Source organism: Pseudomonas sp. GW823-FHT04A03 (assembly GCF_058796615.1).
Genome location: NZ_JBXAIV010000011.1, coordinates 125,326 through 141,783, shown reverse-complemented (window position 1 = coordinate 141,783; position 16,458 = coordinate 125,326). Strand labels below are relative to the sequence as shown.

General features: G+C 62.0%; 17 protein-coding genes. 11 read left to right on the top strand and 6 right to left on the bottom strand.

What is annotated here, in order from left to right; translation table 11 throughout:
• Positions 1 to 19 precede the first annotated feature (19 nt).
• The 7 genes from hyi to AC1Q9F_RS23540 all read left to right on the top strand — a co-directional run bounded on the left by hyi (position 20) and on the right by AC1Q9F_RS23540 (position 7,597).
• Positions 20 to 802 carry a hydroxypyruvate isomerase gene (gene hyi, locus AC1Q9F_RS23570; protein WP_085699396.1) on the top strand — a complete coding sequence of 261 codons (783 nt, stop codon included), beginning with the start codon at positions 20 to 22 and terminating at the stop codon, positions 800 to 802.
• 43 nt (positions 803 to 845) lie between these two features.
• The gene (locus tag AC1Q9F_RS23565) at positions 846 to 1,739 is read left to right on the top strand and encodes a 2-hydroxy-3-oxopropionate reductase (protein ID WP_085747089.1); all 894 of its coding nucleotides are present in this window, start codon (positions 846 to 848) and stop codon (positions 1,737 to 1,739) included.
• A 160-nt stretch (positions 1,740 to 1,899) separates the two neighbouring features.
• On the top strand, positions 1,900 to 3,174 hold the full coding sequence (locus AC1Q9F_RS23560; RefSeq protein WP_085605834.1) for a glycerate kinase type-2 family protein: 1,275 nt from the start codon (positions 1,900 to 1,902) through the stop codon (positions 3,172 to 3,174).
• The gene (gene pyk, locus AC1Q9F_RS23555) at positions 3,171 to 4,586 is read left to right on the top strand and encodes a pyruvate kinase (RefSeq protein ID WP_096822137.1); all 1,416 of its coding nucleotides are present in this window, start codon (positions 3,171 to 3,173) and stop codon (positions 4,584 to 4,586) included. Before AC1Q9F_RS23560 ends, pyk begins: the two co-directional genes overlap by 4 nt.
• Before the next feature lie 145 nt (positions 4,587 to 4,731).
• On the top strand, positions 4,732 to 5,646 hold the full coding sequence (locus AC1Q9F_RS23550) for an urea transporter (protein WP_492620998.1): 915 nt from the start codon (positions 4,732 to 4,734) through the stop codon (positions 5,644 to 5,646).
• Between the two features lie 21 nt (positions 5,647 to 5,667).
• Entirely contained in the window at positions 5,668 to 6,492 is an 825-nt protein-coding gene (locus tag AC1Q9F_RS23545) for an ion transporter (protein WP_492620999.1), read from the top strand.
• A 106-nt stretch (positions 6,493 to 6,598) separates the two neighbouring features.
• On the top strand, positions 6,599 to 7,597 hold the full coding sequence (locus AC1Q9F_RS23540) for a sulfate ABC transporter substrate-binding protein (protein WP_492621000.1): 999 nt from the start codon (positions 6,599 to 6,601) through the stop codon (positions 7,595 to 7,597).
• A gap of 55 nt (positions 7,598 to 7,652) precedes the next feature.
• On the opposite strand, the gene AC1Q9F_RS23535 is transcribed toward AC1Q9F_RS23540, so the two are convergent.
• Positions 7,653 to 8,273: a DUF5666 domain-containing protein gene (locus AC1Q9F_RS23535; protein WP_492621001.1), complete on the bottom strand. Its 621-nt coding sequence runs from the start codon at positions 8,271 to 8,273 to the stop codon at positions 7,653 to 7,655.
• Between the two features lie 241 nt (positions 8,274 to 8,514).
• On the opposite strand from AC1Q9F_RS23535, the gene AC1Q9F_RS23530 reads away from it, so the two are divergent.
• The 4 genes from AC1Q9F_RS23530 to AC1Q9F_RS23515 all read left to right on the top strand — a co-directional run bounded on the left by AC1Q9F_RS23530 (position 8,515) and on the right by AC1Q9F_RS23515 (position 11,782).
• Positions 8,515 to 9,702 carry an MFS transporter gene (locus tag AC1Q9F_RS23530; protein WP_207985436.1) on the top strand — a complete coding sequence of 396 codons (1,188 nt, stop codon included), beginning with the start codon at positions 8,515 to 8,517 and terminating at the stop codon, positions 9,700 to 9,702.
• A gap of 69 nt (positions 9,703 to 9,771) precedes the next feature.
• Complete coding sequence (locus AC1Q9F_RS23525) at positions 9,772 to 10,659, top strand: LysR family transcriptional regulator (RefSeq protein ID WP_492621002.1); 888 nt, start codon at positions 9,772 to 9,774, stop codon at positions 10,657 to 10,659.
• Positions 10,660 to 10,742: 83 nt separating this feature from the next.
• The gene (locus tag AC1Q9F_RS23520; protein WP_007959254.1) at positions 10,743 to 11,210 is read left to right on the top strand and encodes a helix-turn-helix domain-containing protein; all 468 of its coding nucleotides are present in this window, start codon (positions 10,743 to 10,745) and stop codon (positions 11,208 to 11,210) included.
• On the top strand, positions 11,207 to 11,782 hold the full coding sequence (locus AC1Q9F_RS23515) for a PIN domain-containing protein (RefSeq protein WP_492621003.1): 576 nt from the start codon (positions 11,207 to 11,209) through the stop codon (positions 11,780 to 11,782). Before AC1Q9F_RS23520 ends, AC1Q9F_RS23515 begins: the two co-directional genes overlap by 4 nt.
• A gap of 52 nt (positions 11,783 to 11,834) precedes the next feature.
• On the opposite strand, the gene AC1Q9F_RS23510 is transcribed toward AC1Q9F_RS23515, so the two are convergent.
• From AC1Q9F_RS23510 to AC1Q9F_RS23490, 5 genes are read right to left on the bottom strand one after another with little or no spacing between them, the layout of a single operon-like run.
• A complete protein-coding gene (locus AC1Q9F_RS23510; RefSeq protein ID WP_207985433.1) occupies positions 11,835 to 12,242 on the bottom strand; it encodes a hypothetical protein in 408 nt (135 codons plus the stop codon).
• Positions 12,243 to 12,267: 25 nt separating this feature from the next.
• Positions 12,268 to 13,470 carry a c-type cytochrome biogenesis protein CcmI gene (ccmI, locus tag AC1Q9F_RS23505; RefSeq protein ID WP_492621004.1) on the bottom strand — a complete coding sequence of 401 codons (1,203 nt, stop codon included), beginning with the start codon at positions 13,468 to 13,470 and terminating at the stop codon, positions 12,268 to 12,270.
• Entirely contained in the window at positions 13,467 to 13,937 is a 471-nt protein-coding gene (locus tag AC1Q9F_RS23500) for a cytochrome c-type biogenesis protein (RefSeq protein WP_492621005.1), read from the bottom strand. The genes ccmI and AC1Q9F_RS23500 overlap by 4 nt, the downstream gene beginning before the upstream one ends.
• Positions 13,934 to 14,470 carry a DsbE family thiol:disulfide interchange protein gene (locus tag AC1Q9F_RS23495; protein ID WP_492621006.1) on the bottom strand — a complete coding sequence of 179 codons (537 nt, stop codon included), beginning with the start codon at positions 14,468 to 14,470 and terminating at the stop codon, positions 13,934 to 13,936. The genes AC1Q9F_RS23500 and AC1Q9F_RS23495 overlap by 4 nt, the downstream gene beginning before the upstream one ends.
• A complete protein-coding gene (locus tag AC1Q9F_RS23490; protein WP_492621007.1) occupies positions 14,467 to 16,455 on the bottom strand; it encodes a heme lyase CcmF/NrfE family subunit in 1,989 nt (662 codons plus the stop codon). The genes AC1Q9F_RS23495 and AC1Q9F_RS23490 overlap by 4 nt, the downstream gene beginning before the upstream one ends.
• Positions 16,456 to 16,458 lie beyond the last annotated feature (3 nt).

Here is a 16,458-nt window from a genome sequence, read left to right as displayed (position 1 = left end):
TCTAGAACGGGAGACCACCATGCCGCGTTTCGCAGCCAACCTGTCCATGCTGTTCACCGAACAGGATTTCCTTGCCCGTTTCGACGCCGCCGCCAAGGCTGGCTTCAGCGGTGTCGAGTACCTGTTTCCGTACGATTTCAGCTCCGCCGAAATCAAGGCCAAACTCGACGCCAACGGTCTGACCCAAGTGCTGTTCAACCTGCCGGCGGGTGACTGGGCCAAGGGCGAGCGCGGTATCGCGTGCCTGCCGGACCGGGTCGAAGAGTTCCGTGCCGGGGTCGATCTGGCCATCGCTTACGCACAGGTTCTGGGCAATACCCAGGTCAACTGCCTGGCCGGTATCCGTCCGCAGGGCGTGGACGATGCCACCGTTGAAAAGACCTTCGTCGCCAACCTCAAGTACGCCGCCGAAAAGCTGCAAGCCGTCGGCATCAAACTGGTGATGGAAGCGATCAACACCCGCGACATCCCGGGCTTCTACCTGAACAACACGGCGCAGGCCCTGTCGATTCGCGAGCAGGTCGGCAGCGCCAATCTGTTCCTGCAATACGACATCTATCACATGCAAATCATGGAAGGCGATCTGGCCCGCACCCTGCAATCGCACCTGGCCGAGATCAACCATGTGCAGCTGGCCGACAACCCGGGCCGCAACGAGCCTGGCACTGGCGAGATCAACTACCGCTTCCTGTTCGAACACCTCGATCGCATCGGTTATCAGGGCTGGGTCGGCTGCGAATACAAACCGCTGACCACCACTGAAGCGGGCCTCGGCTGGCTGAAGACCCACAACGCGATCTGACCACCTATTTGCTTGAGCAAGACAAAAACAAGAGGAATTTCTCATGGCTAAAATCGGATTCATCGGCACCGGCATCATGGGCCACCCAATGGCGGCGAACTTGCAGAAAGCCGGTCACAGCCTGTTCCTGTCGGCGCACCACGACGCCGCCCCTGCCGACCTGGTCGCCGCTGGCGCCGTAGCTCTGGCCAACCCGCGTGACGTGGCTCAAGAAGCCGAATTCATCATCGTCATGGTGCCGGATACCCCGCAGGTCGAAGACGTGCTGTTCCGTGCCGACGGCGTCGCTGCCGGCATCGGCAAAGGCAAGGTTGTGATCGACATGAGCTCGATCTCGCCGACCGCCACCAAGGCTTTCGCGGCGAAGATCAACGAGAAAGGCGCGCAGTACCTCGACGCTCCGGTGTCCGGTGGTGAAGTCGGTGCCAAGGCTGCGACCCTGAGCATCATGGTCGGTGGCGACGCCGATGCCTTCGAACGCGCACTGCCGCTGTTCCAGGCCATGGGCAAGAACATCACTCTGGTCGGCGGCAATGGCGACGGTCAGACCGCCAAGGTTGCGAACCAGATCATCGTTGCCCTGAACATTCAGGCCGTGGCCGAAGCCCTGCTGTTCGCTTCGAAAAACGGTGCCGATCCGGCCAAGGTGCGTGAAGCGCTGATGGGCGGTTTCGCCTCCTCGAAGATCCTCGAAGTGCACGGCGAGCGCATGATCAAGGGCACCTTCGATCCGGGCTTCCGCATCAGCCTGCACCAGAAGGACCTGAACCTGGCCCTGCAAGGCGCCAAGGAGCTGAACATCAACCTGCCGAACACCGCCAACGCCCAGCAAGTGTTCAGCACCTGCGCGGCCATCGGCGGCAGCAACTGGGACCACTCGGCGCTGATCAAGGGCCTGGAACACATGGCCAACTTCTCGATTCGCGACAAGAAGTAAGTCTCTGCAATACCGCTTGAAACCTGTGGGAGCGAGCTTGCTCGCGAAGAGGGTCTGTCAGTCGACATGGACATTGACTGACCCACCGCTTTCGCGAGCAAGCTCGCTCCCACAGGACCTGTATCGCCCTTTCGAATAACAAGAATTCCGGGAGCCCGCCATGTCGGTCGATCCGCAACAACTGCTGCGCGAGCTGTTTGCCACAGCCATCGACGCGGCCCATCCGAACCAGGTCCTCGAAGCGCATCTGCCGGCCGATCGCACAGGTCGCGTGATCGTCATCGGCGCCGGCAAGGCTGCCGCTGCCATGGCGCAAGTGGTCGAGCGCTGCTGGGAAGGTGAAGTCTCGGGCCTTGTGGTGACCCGCTACGGTCACGGCGCCCCGTGCGAAAAAATCGAAGTGGTCGAAGCCGCGCACCCGGTGCCGGACGCTGCCGGTCTGGCCGTGGCCAAACGCGTGCTGGAACTGGTCAGCAACCTGACCGAAGACGACCGCGTAATCTTCCTGTTGTCCGGTGGTGGTTCTGCCCTGCTGGCGTTGCCGGCCGAAGGCATCACCCTGGCCGACAAACAATCGATCAACAAAGCCCTGCTCAAATCCGGCGCGACCATCGGCGAGATGAACTGCGTGCGCAAGCACCTCTCGGCGATCAAGGGCGGACGCTTGGGCAAGGCCTGCTGGCCGGCGACTGTTTATACCTACGCGATTTCCGATGTACCGGGCGACCTCGCCACGGTCATCGCCTCCGGCCCGACCGTGGCCGACCCGAGCACCAGCGCCGAAGCACTGGCGATCATCAAACGTTACGGCATCGAGATTCCGGCGTCCGTGCGCACCTGGCTGCAAAGCCCGGAATCGGAAACCGTCAAACCCGGCGATCCGAGCCTGGCCCGCAGTCACTTCCAGTTGATCGCCCGCCCTCAGCAATCGCTGGATGCCGCGGCGGTGAAATGCCGCCAGGCCGGTTTCAGCACGCTGATCCTCGGCGACCTGGAAGGCGAATCCCGCGAAGTGGCGAAAGTCCACGCCGGCATCGCCCGCCAGATCATTCATCACGGCCAGCCACTGGCAGCGCCGTGCGTGATTCTCTCCGGCGGCGAAACCACCGTGACCGTGCGCGGCAATGGCCGTGGCGGCCGCAACGCCGAATTCCTCCTCAGCCTCACCGACAGCCTCAAGGGCCAGCCTGGCGTTTATGCGCTGGCCGGTGACACCGACGGCATCGACGGCTCGGAAGACAACGCCGGCGCGATCATGACCCCGGACAGCTACGCCCGCGCCGCCGCCCTGGGCCTGAGCGCCAGCGACGAGCTGGATAACAACAACGGTTACGGCTACTTCGAGGCGCTCGATGCGCTGATCGTCACCGAGCCGACCCGCACCAACGTCAACGACTTCCGCGCCATCCTGATCCTCGAGAGCTCTAAATCATGACGCCTGATAAAAAGGTCAAAATCCTCGCCACCCTCGGGCCTGCCGTCGACGGCATCGAAGACATCCGCGAGCTGGTCGAGGCCGGGGTCAATATCTTCCGCCTCAACTTCAGCCACGGCGATCACGCCGATCACGCCAAGCGTTATCAGTGGATCCGCGAAGTCGAGCGCCAGCTCAACTACCCGCTCGGGATTCTGATGGACCTGCAAGGGCCGAAACTGCGGGTCGGCAAGTTCGCCGACGGCAAGGTTCAGTTGCATCGCGGCCAGGCGTTCCGCCTCGATCTGGACGCAACACCGGGGGACGAACGCCGGGTGAACCTGCCGCATCCGGAGATCATCGCGGCACTGGAAGCCGGGATGGATCTGCTGCTCGATGACGGCAAACTGCGTCTGCGGGTCGTCACCAAATACACCGACGCAATCGACACCACCGTGCTCAATGGCGGCGAACTGTCGGATCGCAAAGGCGTGAACGTGCCGCAAGCGGTGCTCGATCTGAGCCCGCTGACCACCAAGGATCGTCGCGACCTGAGCTTCGGTCTGGAGCTGGGTGTGGACTGGGTCGCGCTGTCGTTCGTGCAGCGTCCGCAAGACATCATCGAGGCCCGCGCGTTGATCGGCGACAAGGCGTTCCTGATGGCGAAGATCGAGAAGCCGTCGGCCGTCGAACAACTGCGCGAGATCGCCGAGCTGAGCGACGCGATCATGGTTGCCCGTGGTGACCTGGGCGTGGAAGTGCCGGCCGAAAGCGTGCCGCAGATCCAGAAAAACATCATCACCACCTGCCGCCAGCTCGGCAAACCGGTGGTGGTGGCGACGCAGATGCTCGAGTCGATGCGCTTCTCCCCTGCCCCGACCCGCGCCGAAGTCACCGACGTCGCAAACGCCGTGGCCGAAGGCGCCGATGCGGTGATGCTGTCGGCAGAAACCGCGTCCGGCGAGTACCCGCTGGAAGCCGTGCAGATGATGAGCAAGATCATCCGCCAGGTCGAGAACGGGCCGGACTACCAGACCCAACTCGACGTCAGCCGACCGAAAGCCGAAGCGACCGTGTCCGATGCGATCAGTTGCGCGATTCGCCGGATCAGCAACGTGCTGCCGGTGGCGGTGCTGGTCAATTACAGCGAGTCCGGCGCATCGAGTCTGCGTGCAGCGCGGGAGCGGCCGAAAGCGCCGATCCTCAACCTGACGCCGAACCTGCAGACCGCTCGCCGACTGAGCGTGGCGTGGGGCATTCATTCGGTGGTCAATGATCGCCTGCGTCAGGTGGATGAAGTGTGTTCGACAGCGCTGGAAATCGCTCAGGCTCAAGGAATGGCCGAGCGTGGCGATACGTTGCTGATCACCGCGGGTGTGCCGTTTGGCCAGCCGGGATCGACTAATTCGCTGCGGATCGAAACATTGATTTAAGCAACACCTGTGTGGCGAGGGAGCGTGCTCCCGCCGCTCGGCATGACGGTTTCCACAAGAGACACCGCATTCACCGGGCACGAGCTCCCTCTCCACTGCTTCAAGCAAGACCTTTTGATTTTCCTACTGCCCAGATTCTCCAGACATGCCTGCCAATCATTTCAACACCCACTGCCCTGACTGGGCCGAAGCGTTGCTCAACGGCTTCAGTCAAATCTTCCTCCAGCGCCATCCGCTGTGTGGACTCCTGTGCCTTCTGGCCATTTTATTCACCGCGCCGGTGCTGTTCGCCGGCGCGCTGCTCGGCGCGGTCGCCGGTTTGCTCACCGCGCAACGGCGCAACTACGCGAAGGCGGATCGCCAGGCCGGACTGTTCAGCTACAACGGCGTGCTGGTCGGCCTGTTGCTGAGCCTGTATTTCCCTTGGTCGCCGATGCTGCCACCGCTGATTCTGGCGGCCGGCGGACTGAGCGCGATGATCACGCAGCAATGGCTCAAACGTGCACGCCTCACCGAGTACCTGCCGGCCTACACCGCGCCGTTCGTGTTGCTGAGCTGGGTGTTCCTGTGTTTCGCCGAGCCTTGGACGCCGGCTCCGGCGCTTGAGCTGAACACCGTGAACCTGCTCGGTGCCGCCCTGAAAGGCTTCGGTCAGGTGATGTTCCTCGATCATCCGTTGGCCGGTGGATTGATCGCTGCCGGCTTGCTGATCGCCGATCGCCGGGCCTTTGCCTGGGCGCTGCTGGCTTCGGCGATTGGGCTCGGTTCCAGTCTGTTGCACCACGACAGCCAGGTCGCGCTGCTGGGTCTGGGCGGCTACAACGCGGTGCTCGCCGCCCTCGCCTTCAGCGCCCAGCGCCAGCAACCGTGGTTGCCGCTGTTCGGCATCGGCCTGGCGCTGCTGCTGACGCCGCTGTTCAGTGCCTTGGGTCTGGCGACCCTCACGGCACCGTTCATTCTCGCCTGCTGGCTGCTGCGCACGGGCATTCGCCTGATGCGCCAACCGGAGATCAACGTCGCGCCTTGCGCTAACGGGGAGAATCAACCTAGGCTGCGCTGATTGATGGCCAAGGCGATGTGCATGAACGGTAACAACACGTGGCGTGATCGCCTGTACGTGATCATTTTCCAGACCGATACGGTGGCCGGCCGCCGTTTCGACAAGACCCTGCTGCTGATCATCTTCGCCAGTCTGGTGATCGTGATCCTCGACAGCATCGATGAAGTCCACCAGAACTACGCCAATGTGCTGGCGTACATCGAATGGGGCTTCACGATCATCTTCCTCGGCGAGTATTTGCTGCGCCTGTACTGCTCGCCCAAGCCGTTGCGCTACGCCTTCAGTTTCTACGGGCTAGTGGACTTGCTGGCGATCGTGCCCGGCATCCTCGCGCTGTATTACAGCGATGCCCAGTACCTGCTGATTATCCGGGTGATCCGGATGCTGCGGATCTTCCGCGTACTCAAACTCGGGCCGTATCTGAAACAGGCGCATTACCTGCTCGATGCCCTGCGCGGCAGCAAGCAGAAAATCCTCGTGTTCCTGCTCAGCGTCTGCACCCTTGTCACGGTGTTCGGCACCCTGATGTACGTGGTCGAAGGCCCGGAACATGGCTTCACCAGCATTCCCAAAGGCATCTATTGGGCTATCGTGACCCTGACCACCGTGGGTTACGGCGACATCGTGCCGAGGACCGTGCTGGGCCAGGTGATTTCGTCGCTGGTGATGATCACTGGTTATTCGATCATCGCCGTGCCCACCGGGATTTTCACCGCTGAACTGGCCACCGCCATGCGCGGCGGACAACAGCAGCACGACTGCCCCGTGTGCAATAAAAGCAGCCATGAACAGGAAGCGTCGTTCTGCTCCCGTTGCGGCAATGCGCTATTCAAGAAAATGGAATAAGCAAAGTTCTTTTTAATCTTTAAACGACTATGCGCGCCCCGCTATAGTCGCTGGCAAATGGCCTCATCTTTGTAAAAAAACACCCCTACAAAACAAGGAATGCGCAGTGAAAAAACTCTTTGGCGCCTCACTTCTCGCCGCTGGTCTTGCCTTCGGCAGCGTGGCTCAGGCTGCACCGACCCTGCTCAACGTTTCCTACGACGTGATGCGCGATTTCTACAAGGACTACAACGCTGCGTTCCAGAAACACTGGCAAGCCGAGCACAAGGAAGAAATCACCGTGCAGATGTCTTTCGGCGGTTCGAGCAAGCAAGCCCGTTCGGTGATCGACGGCCTGCCGGCTGACGTCATCACCATGAACATGGCCACCGACATCAACGCCCTCGCCGATAACGGCCAACTGGTGCCGAAGGACTGGGTTACCCGTCTGCCGAACAACAGCGCGCCATTCACCTCGGCCACCGTGTTCATCGTGCGCAAGGGCAACCCGAAAGCCCTGAAAGACTGGCCGGACCTGCTCAAGGACGGCGTGCAAGTGATCGTGCCGAACCCGAAAACCTCGGGTAACGGCCGCTACACCTACCTGTCGGCGTGGGGCTACGTGCTGAAAAACGGCGGTGACGAGAACAAGGCCAAAGATTTCGTCGGCAAGCTGTTCAAGCAGGCGCCAGTGCTGGATACCGGTGGCCGCGCTGCGACCACCACGTTCATGACCAACCAGATCGGTGACGTGCTGGTGACCTTCGAAAACGAAGCCGAAATGATCGCCCGCGAGTTTGGCCGCGACCAGTTCGAAGTCATCTACCCAAGCGTCTCCGCCGAAGCCGAGCCTCCGGTGTCGGTGGTCGACAAAGTGGTCGAGAAGAAAGGCTCCCGCGCCGCGGCCGAGGAATACCTGAAGTTCCTGTGGTCGCCGGAAGGTCAGGAAATCGCGGCCGCCAACTACCTGCGTCCACGTGACCCGGCGGTACTGGCCAAGTACACCGACCGTTTCCCGAAAGTCGACTTCCTGTCGGTCGAGAAGACCTTCGGCGACTGGCGCACCGTGCAGAAGACCCACTTCAACGATGGCGGGATCTTCGACCAGATCTACAGCGGCCAGTAAGGCGTGAGATGACATGAAAAAGGCGACCTGCAGAGGTCGCCTTTTTTGTATGCGTTCACATGGGCGGTTTCACGCCATCCTTACCGGCCGAGATCGATTGCGCGGTCAACGTCCCGTCCGCGCTCTGGGTCACGAACGTGACAATCTTCACCCCGACCTTGAGCAAATTGCGATCCCCCGGCGTCAGGTTGACGATTGGCACGTCCTCGGGCACGAGGATCTTCTGCTGGCCGCCCTTGTAGTTGACGGTCAGCACCCGGCCGTTGCTCACCACCAGATCGCCGACGCTGCCATTGGTCATGCTGCTGCCCTTGGCCAGGTCGAACGGCCGATGACCATCGCCGCTGCCCGCCAACTCCGGCGGAAACACGTGAACCTCCAGCGCCTTGAGCGAGCCATCTTCCTGGGGAATGGCGGCCGAACCGATGTAGCTGCCGGGCTTGATGTCTTCGATATTGGCCAGGGTGACCGCGCGAACCTTGGTATCCGGGGTCAACTGGACCACCACGTTTTCACCCGTGCTGACGTGAACCTTGAGCGAGTCGGGACTGACCCCGGTGATCTCGCCGCGCACGCCCATGCGCATGCCGGGCGCTTCGGCGGCCTGTGCGGCAGTGGCGCCGAGCAGACTGATCAGGGCAATCGTTGTGGTGTGGCGAAGCAACTGACGAAACATCGCAATCCTCCGTTGATGAACGCTGAAACCCGGTCACAACATAAGCACGCTATCGAACAAGATGTAAGTGAATGTATCATCGCCACTCAACGGTCGGACGCAAGGTTCGCCGATGAACAATGGATTGTTCGACGCCACCTATTCCGCAACGGAATAACTGATATCGATCAGAAGCCTCTACTGCCGGCTCGGCCCGTCCCTTAGCCTCACCGCATTCCTTTTCGCTGGATCGAGAAACCCTATGACCGCCACAACTCACGCAATGACCCGAGGCATGGTGCTGCTGTTCGCTTTCTGCTGCGGCGCCATCGTTGCCAACATCTACTACGCCCAGCCGATCATCGGCCTGATCGCGCCGGACATCGGCCTGACCGACACCATGGCCAGTTTCATCGTGTCGCTTACCCAGATCGGCTATGCGCTGGGCCTGTTCTTCCTGGTGCCGCTGGCGGACCTGCTGGAAAACCGCCGGTTGATGATCATCACCACCGTGGTGGCGATTGCCAGCCTGCTCGGCGCGGCGTTTACCGATCAACCGAATGTGTTCCTGCTGATTTCGTTGCTGGTGGGTTTCAGCTCGGTGTCGGTGCAGGTGCTGATTCCATTGGCGGCGCATCTTGCGCCGGAAGAATCCCGTGGCCGGGTGGTCGGCGGGATCATGGGCGGTTTGCTGCTGGGGATTCTGCTGGCGCGTCCGGTGTCGAGCGTGGTCGCCGACCATCTCGGCTGGCGGGCGATGTTCATGATCGCCGCAGCCTTGATGGCAGCGATCAGCGTGGTATTGGCACTGACCGTGCCCAAGCGTCAGCCAGATCACAGTGCCTCCTACGGCCAGTTGCTCGGATCGTTGTGGACGCTGCTGCGCAAACAACCGGTGCTGCGTCAGCGCGCGTTTTACCAGGCCTGCATGTTCGCCACGTTCAGCCTGTTCTGGACCGCCGTGCCGCTGGAGCTGGCGCGCAACCATGGCCTGTCCCAGAGTGAAATCGCGATCTTCGCCCTGGTCGGCGCCATCGGTGCCATCGCCGCCCCGATCAGCGGACGCCTGGCCGACGCCGGCCACACCCGCATCGCCTCGCTGCTGGCCATGCTGTTCGCCAGCCTGAGCTTCCTGCCGGCTTTCATCCACCCGGCCTATAGCGTGATCGGCCTGGCCGTGACCGGCGTAGTACTCGACTTCTGCGTACAGATGAACATGGTGCTCGGCCAGCGCGCCGTCTACTCCCTCGACGCCAAAAGCCGCGGCCGCCTCAACGCGCTGTACATGACCAGCATCTTCGTCGGCGGCGCCTTCGGCTCTTCGGTAGCCAGTGCGGTGTACGAGCATGGCGGCTGGTTGTGGATCGTGATCGTTGGCAGCGCGTTCCCGCTGCTGGCGCTGGTGCGGTTTTTGAGTGCTTCGCAGAAGCCGGCGCTGGTGACTGCATAAAATCCGAGACGGCGGTGATGACGTCATCACAGCCGTAATCCTCCTCCAAAAGACTGCACAGGACCGCCGATGGACCGCCTCGCCGCCATGGAAACCTTCGTCTATGTCGTGGAAACCGGCTCGTTTTCCGCCGCCGCCCGGCGGTTGAATGTCGGTCAGCCCGCCGTGTCGAAAACCATTGCCCAGCTCGAAACCCGACTCGCCGTGCGCCTGCTGTTGCGCTCGACCCGGGGCCTGACGCCGACCGAAGCCGGGCTGGCGTTTTTCGAGCGGGCCAAGCGTGCGCTTGAAGAAGCCGACGAGGCCGACAACGCTGCACGTGGCGTGGCCGGCGGCCTGAGCGGCAATCTGCGGGTCAGCACCGCCGTCACCTTTGGACGGATGCACGTGGTGCCGCACCTGGGGCCGTTCCTCGATCAGCACCCGCAACTCAATGTCGATCTGTTGCTCGACGACCAGAACATCAATCTGGTGGAAGAAGGCATCGACATCGCCCTGCGCCTGGGCCCGCTCAGCGACTCGGGCCTGACGGTCCGCAAGATCGCCGAATGCCGGCGCGTCGTGCTGGGCACTCCGGCCTACTTCGCCAGTCACGGTGAACCCGCCTGCCCTGCCGATCTGGCCCGACACCGCGCCGTCATCTACAACCGTGGCGGTGGCGCCACCTGGCATTTCACCAAGGCCGACGAAGAACAGTCGGTGACCGTCAACGGCCGCCTGCGCGTCAGCGCTGCCGAAGGTTTGCGTGAGGCGGTGCTGGCCCATCAGGGCCTGGCGCTGGGCTCGGAATGGATGTTCGCGCCGGAACTGGCCAGCGGAGCGGTCAAGACCGTCATTAGCGACTGGGCTTTGCCGAAGCAGGAACTGTGGGCGGTGTTTCCGACGGGACGGATGGCCAGCGTCAAGGCGCGGGCGTTTGTTGAATATGTGCAGGGGTTGTTGGCGAAAGAACCATAAAACCCTACTCGTTTCGTTTATTGCGATTTTCGCTTATTTCGAATAACGTTCCGGCATTCCTCATTTCCAAAGCCGGACTCGCCATGTCGACCGTTATTCATCCCTCCATCAGCCTCCCCGTAGAACGCGAAGTAAAAGCCGCCATTGAAGGGCAGCGTGCCCTGGCGGCTTACCTCGCGACCCATTTCGAGACTCAGCACATCCAGATTTTCGACGAGCAGAACGAAGCTCATCGCGTCGAACTGCCCACCTCGGCCCTGCGCTTGCTGATCGACATTCTGGCGGAGCTGGCAGCCGGCAACGCGGTTCAGGTCGTACCGGTGCATGCCGAATTGACGACCCAGGAAGCCGCCGACTTGCTCAACGTCTCACGTCCACACCTCATAAAACTGCTGGAAAGCGGCGAGTTGTCCTACCACAAAACAGGCAAGCACCGACGTGTACGTTTTGCCGATCTGATGGACTATAAGACCCGGCGCACCACCGCCAGCGAGCAGGCAATGGCGCTTCTCGCGGAGCAAGCTCAGGCGTTAAGGACAGGATACGAGTGAGGCATTCCTCTTTTACCGCTTTATATGATGCATGCGTCTTGTACCCTGCCCCCTTGAGAGACTTCCTCATGTGGCTTGCCCTCTCGGGGCGATTTCGGGCGCGATGGACCCAGGAGATTCACTGCGAATGGAAACGCAATCTGTTGAAGAACCGCCCTGACCTGACGATGGAACAGCTGGATCGTACGTCCGGCCTGATGGATCAAGCGATACCCGACGCCTGTGTCCATGACTATGAAGACCTGATTGCCGGCCTCACCTTGCCCGACTGCGATGATCGCCATGTTCTGGCGGCGGCCATCCGCTGCGGCGCAAGCGTGATAGTGACGTTCAACCAGAAAGACTTTCCCTGCAAATCGCTGAAGCCTTTCGGCATCGAAGCGCAACATCCGGACGAGTTCGTCGACAACCTCTTGGGGCTTGATCCGGCAGCAGTGGTTGCTGCGGCCCAAAAACAGCGTCGGCAGCTGAAAATGCCTGCCATGGACGTCGAACCCTTTCTTGATCTACTGCAACGACAAGGCCTGATTAAATCGGTCCAGGCACTCAGCGGCTATCACGCGATCCTTTAAAAACTCATGACCCCAGACAGTAAAACGGCGATCCAAAGATCGCCGTTTTTCATTACTCCCCGAACTGTTTGCCCAGTCCCGCTGGCACGCCGTGGATGTTGGTTTCTTCCCACGGGCCGTTGGGGCTGATCGCGCGGCTCCAGCCGTTGTTCCAGCGGTAGTAGGTGCGCTGGCGGTAGAAGGTGTTGGTCTGGTCGTCGAGCACGTACACGCCTAGCTTCTGGTCCCAGTGGCTGTTGCCGCCCGGTGGCGGGGCGAAGCTGGCGGAGGTGCGTGGGACCGGTTTGGCGGGTTTGGCCGGGATGCCCGGTTTGCTTGGCGTCGGGGTGGTCGACGGGGTCGGGCTGGGTTGTGACGGCGGGATCGGCGGCAGTCGTGTGGTCGGCTCCGGTCGTTGCACCGCACATGCGCTCAAGCCCAAGGCCAGTGTGAGGACTGTGATTCGGGCGATGGCGTTCATGGCGGTGCGTTCCTGTTGGTTCCGGCTATTTGTCCGGGCTGTCGATGGTCAGTGTCTGCGGCGCGGTAGTGCTGCTGGCCAGAGGCCCGCTGCGACCGACCCACTCACCGGTGGTCGGCTGACCGGCACGGGAGATGCGCGCAACCAGTTGGACTTCGGGGAAGTTCGACAGTTTCAATTGCGGCATCATCGCGTCGGCATCGCCCAGTTCGACGGTCACCGGCAGATCGGCGACGGTCAGGCGCTTGGCCGCCAGCGGTGCCGGCGGGCCCGAAGTGGCGCGGGCAAAAATGAACACGCTGTCGCCCGGTTGCACCTTGGCTTTGACCTCGCTGGCCAGATCCACACGCACTTTCAACAACGCCGCCGCTTTCACCGCCGGTACCTGGGCGACCTTGCCGCCGCTGGCTTGCAGTTTCTCGTTGGCGCGGGTGATGCCACCCTGCAGGGCCTCGCGGGATTTGTCCTGCGGCGGCAGTTGCGCCAGCAGACGGTTCCAGTAGTCGATGGCTTCCTGATAACGCTCGCCTTCGAACGCGGCGATGCCCAACAGGCCGAGGCTGGTGACTTCCTTCGGATCGGCTTTCAGCGCTTCATCGGTCAGCGCCTGAACCTTGTCCGACCATTTTTTGTTGTCGGCAAAGTACTGAGCCTGCGCCCACTGGCCAAGCAGCTCCGGCTGACGACCGGCGAGATTAACCGCGCGCTCGAACATCTTCGCCGCGTCCGCCGGACGATCCTGAGCCATGTAGGTGCGACCAAGGAAATACACGCCTTCAGCCGAATCCGGTTGTGCGGCAACTGCGCGCTCCAGACGCTGAGTCATCTCTTCCATCGACTGCGGCGCCTGGGCGAACTCGCGGGTCAGTTCGACCTTGTCGCTCGCGCCAAAGTGCAGGTAAAGACCGAGGCCCAACACCGGCACCAGCACAGCTGCCAGCAATGGCAGTGGTTTACCCAGACGTGAAACCCGCACCGGCGCCACACCTTCGGTGTCGGCCAGCAACTCACGGGCCGCTTCGGCGCGGCCGCTGTCCATTTGCGCGGCATCGAGCACGCCTTCGGCCTGCTGCGATTGCAGTTCGGCGACGCGTTCCTGATACAGGGCGACGTTGAGAGCGGTTCGATCCTCTTCACGCTGGGCGCGACGTTCACGCAGGACGGGGATCAACAGAAAACTCAGGGCGACCAGAAGCAACAGCCCTGCGGCAAGCCAGAAATCAATCATTCTTGGTTTTTATCCAACAGTTGGTCGAGGCGCTGACGCTCTTCAGGGGACAGCGATTGCGGCGTCTCGGCGCGTTGCCCGCGACGGCGGCGGACGATCACGGCAATCACCACGAACCCACCCAGCAACAGGCCGGCCGGGCCGAACCAGAGCAACGCGGTCTTGGCATTGAGCGCCGGTTTGTAGCGGACGAAATCACCGTAGCGATCGACCATGAAGTCGATGATCTGCTGATTGTCCTTGCCTTCGCCGAGCATGCGGAAAATCTCTTTGCGCAGGTCGGCGGCAATCGGCGCGTTGGAATCGGCGATATCCTGGTTCTGGCACTTGGGGCAGCGCAGTTCCTTGGTCAGTTCGCGGAAACGCTCGCGATCGCCTTCTTTGGCAAACTCGTAGGTGTCGATGGCGGCGTGGGCCACACCGACCAGGCTCAAGCCCAGCACCACGGCAGCTAAAAAGCGCTTCATGGCTTGGCCTCATCAACCAGCGCCTGATACTTCGCCGCCAGTTTTTCCCGCCAGACCTGCTCGTCGATCACCCCGACGTACTTGTCGCGGATGATGCCCTTGGCGTCGATGAAGAAGGTTTCCGGCGCGCCATAGACACCGAGGTTCAGGCCCAGGGAGCCTTCGTCGTCGCGGATGTCCAGTTGATACGGGTTGTGGAATTCGGTCAGCCACTTCAACGCATCGGCGTTGGTGTCCTTGTAGTTGATCCCGTAGATCACCACGCCGCGCTCGGCGAGTTTGTTCAGCACCGGGTGCTCGACCCGGCAGGAAATGCACCAGGTGCCCCAGACGTTGACCAGTGCCGGTTTGCCGAGAATGTCAGCGCGGGTCAGGGTCTTGTCGCCCTGCACCGCCGGCAGGGAAAACTCCGGGAATGGCTTGTTGATCATCGCCGACGGCAGCTCCGCCGGATCCAGATACAGACCGCGATAAAGGAATACGGCCACCAGCAGGAAAATCGCCAATGGCACCAGCATCAACCAACGTCTCATGCAGCGGCTCCTTCCATGCCCAGCGCTTCACGCACCTTGGCTTTGACCTTCACTCGATAACGCCGATCCAGCGCCGCCAGCAGACCACCGAAACCGGTCAGCAGACCGCCGAACCAGATCCAGCGCACGAACGGTTTGACGTGGACCCGCACCGCCCAGGCGCCATCGCCCAGCGGTTCGCCCAAGGCGACGTAGAGGTCGCGGGTGAAACCGGCGTCGATCCCGGCCTCGGTCATCACCGAATTCTGCACGGTGTACAGACGTTTTTCCGGGTGCAGCACGCTGACTTCCTGACCGTTGCGGATCACCCGGATGGTGCCCTTGTCGGAGGTGAAGTTCGGGCCTTCGAAGTGTTTGGCGCCTTCGAACACGAACTGATAACCGGCCAGATCCATCGACTCGCCCGGTGCCAGGCGCAGGTCACGCTCGGCACTGTTCTGGCTCGACAACACCACGCCCAGCGCGCAGACGGCGATGCCCAAGTGCGCGATCTGCATGCCCCAGTAGCTGCGGGTCAGGGTCGGCAGGCCTTTGATCAGGCCTTTGTGACGAGTCTTGTCGAAGATGTCGCGCACACCGGCCAGCAACACCCAGGCCGCGAGCAGGAACGTCGCAATCACCGCCCAGTTGAAATCGCCGTAGGCGACGCCGGCCACCACGGCCAGGGCAACGCTGCCCAGCAGCACCGGGGTCAGCATGCTCACCAGCCATTTCACCGGGGTGTCTTTCCAGCGCACGATCACGCCGACGGCCATCACCAGCATTAACAGCGCCATCAACGGAATGAACAGCGCGTTGAAGTACGGCGGGCCGACCGACAGCTTGGCACCGCTGATCGCATCAAGAATCAGCGGATACAGGGTGCCGAGCAGGATCATCGACGCCGCCACCACCAGCACCAGGTTATTGCCCAGCAGCAGGGTTTCCCGCGACCACAGGTTGAAACCGACCTGACTCTTGACCACCGGCGCACGCAGCGCAAACAGGGTCAGCGAACCACCCACCACAAACAGCAGGAAGATCAGGATGAACACGCCGCGCTCGGGATCCGAGGCGAACGCGTGCACCGAGGTCAGCACGCCGGAACGCACGAGGAAGGTGCCGAGCAGGCTCAGGGAGAACGCGGCGATGGCCAGCAAAACCGTCCAGCTCTTGAACACACCACGTTTTTCGGTGACCGCCAGCGAGTGAATCAGCGCCGTGCCCACCAGCCATGGCATGAACGACGCGTTTTCCACCGGGTCCCAGAACCACCAGCCGCCCCAGCCGAGTTCGTAGTAAGCCCACCACGAACCGAGGGTGATGCCGACGCCGAGGAAGGCCCAGGCAACGATGGTCCACGGACGCGACCAGCGTGCCCACGCCGCATCGAGACGACCGCCGAGCAATGCGGCGATGGCGAAAGCAAACGCCACCGAGAAACCGACGTAGCCCATGTAGAGCATCGGCGGATGGACGATCAGACCGATGTCCTGCAGCAACGGATTGAGGTCACGACCGTCGGCCGGGATCTGCGGCAGGATCCGCGAAAACGGGTTCGAGGTGAGGATCAGGAACAACAGAAAACCGGTGCTGATCATGCCCATCACCGCCAACACGCGGGCGAGCATGACTTGCGGCAACTGCCGGGAGAACACCGACACCGCGAAGGTCCAGCCACCGAGGATCAACGCCCACAGCAGCAGCGACCCTTCGTGGGCGCCCCACACCGCGCTGAACTTGTAGTACCACGGCAGCGCGCTGTTGGAGTTCATCGCGACGTAAGCCACGGAGAAGTCGTCGGTCATGAAGGCGTAGGTCAGGCAACCGAAGGCGAACAGCAGAAACGCGAACTGCCCCCACGCCGCCGGTTGAGCGAGGCCCATCCACAGACGATCGCCGCGCCACGCACCGAGCAACGGCACCACGGCCTGCACCAACGCGAAACACAGCGCCAGGATCATGGCCAGATGGCCGAGCTCGGGAATGAATATGGTGGATGTCATCGA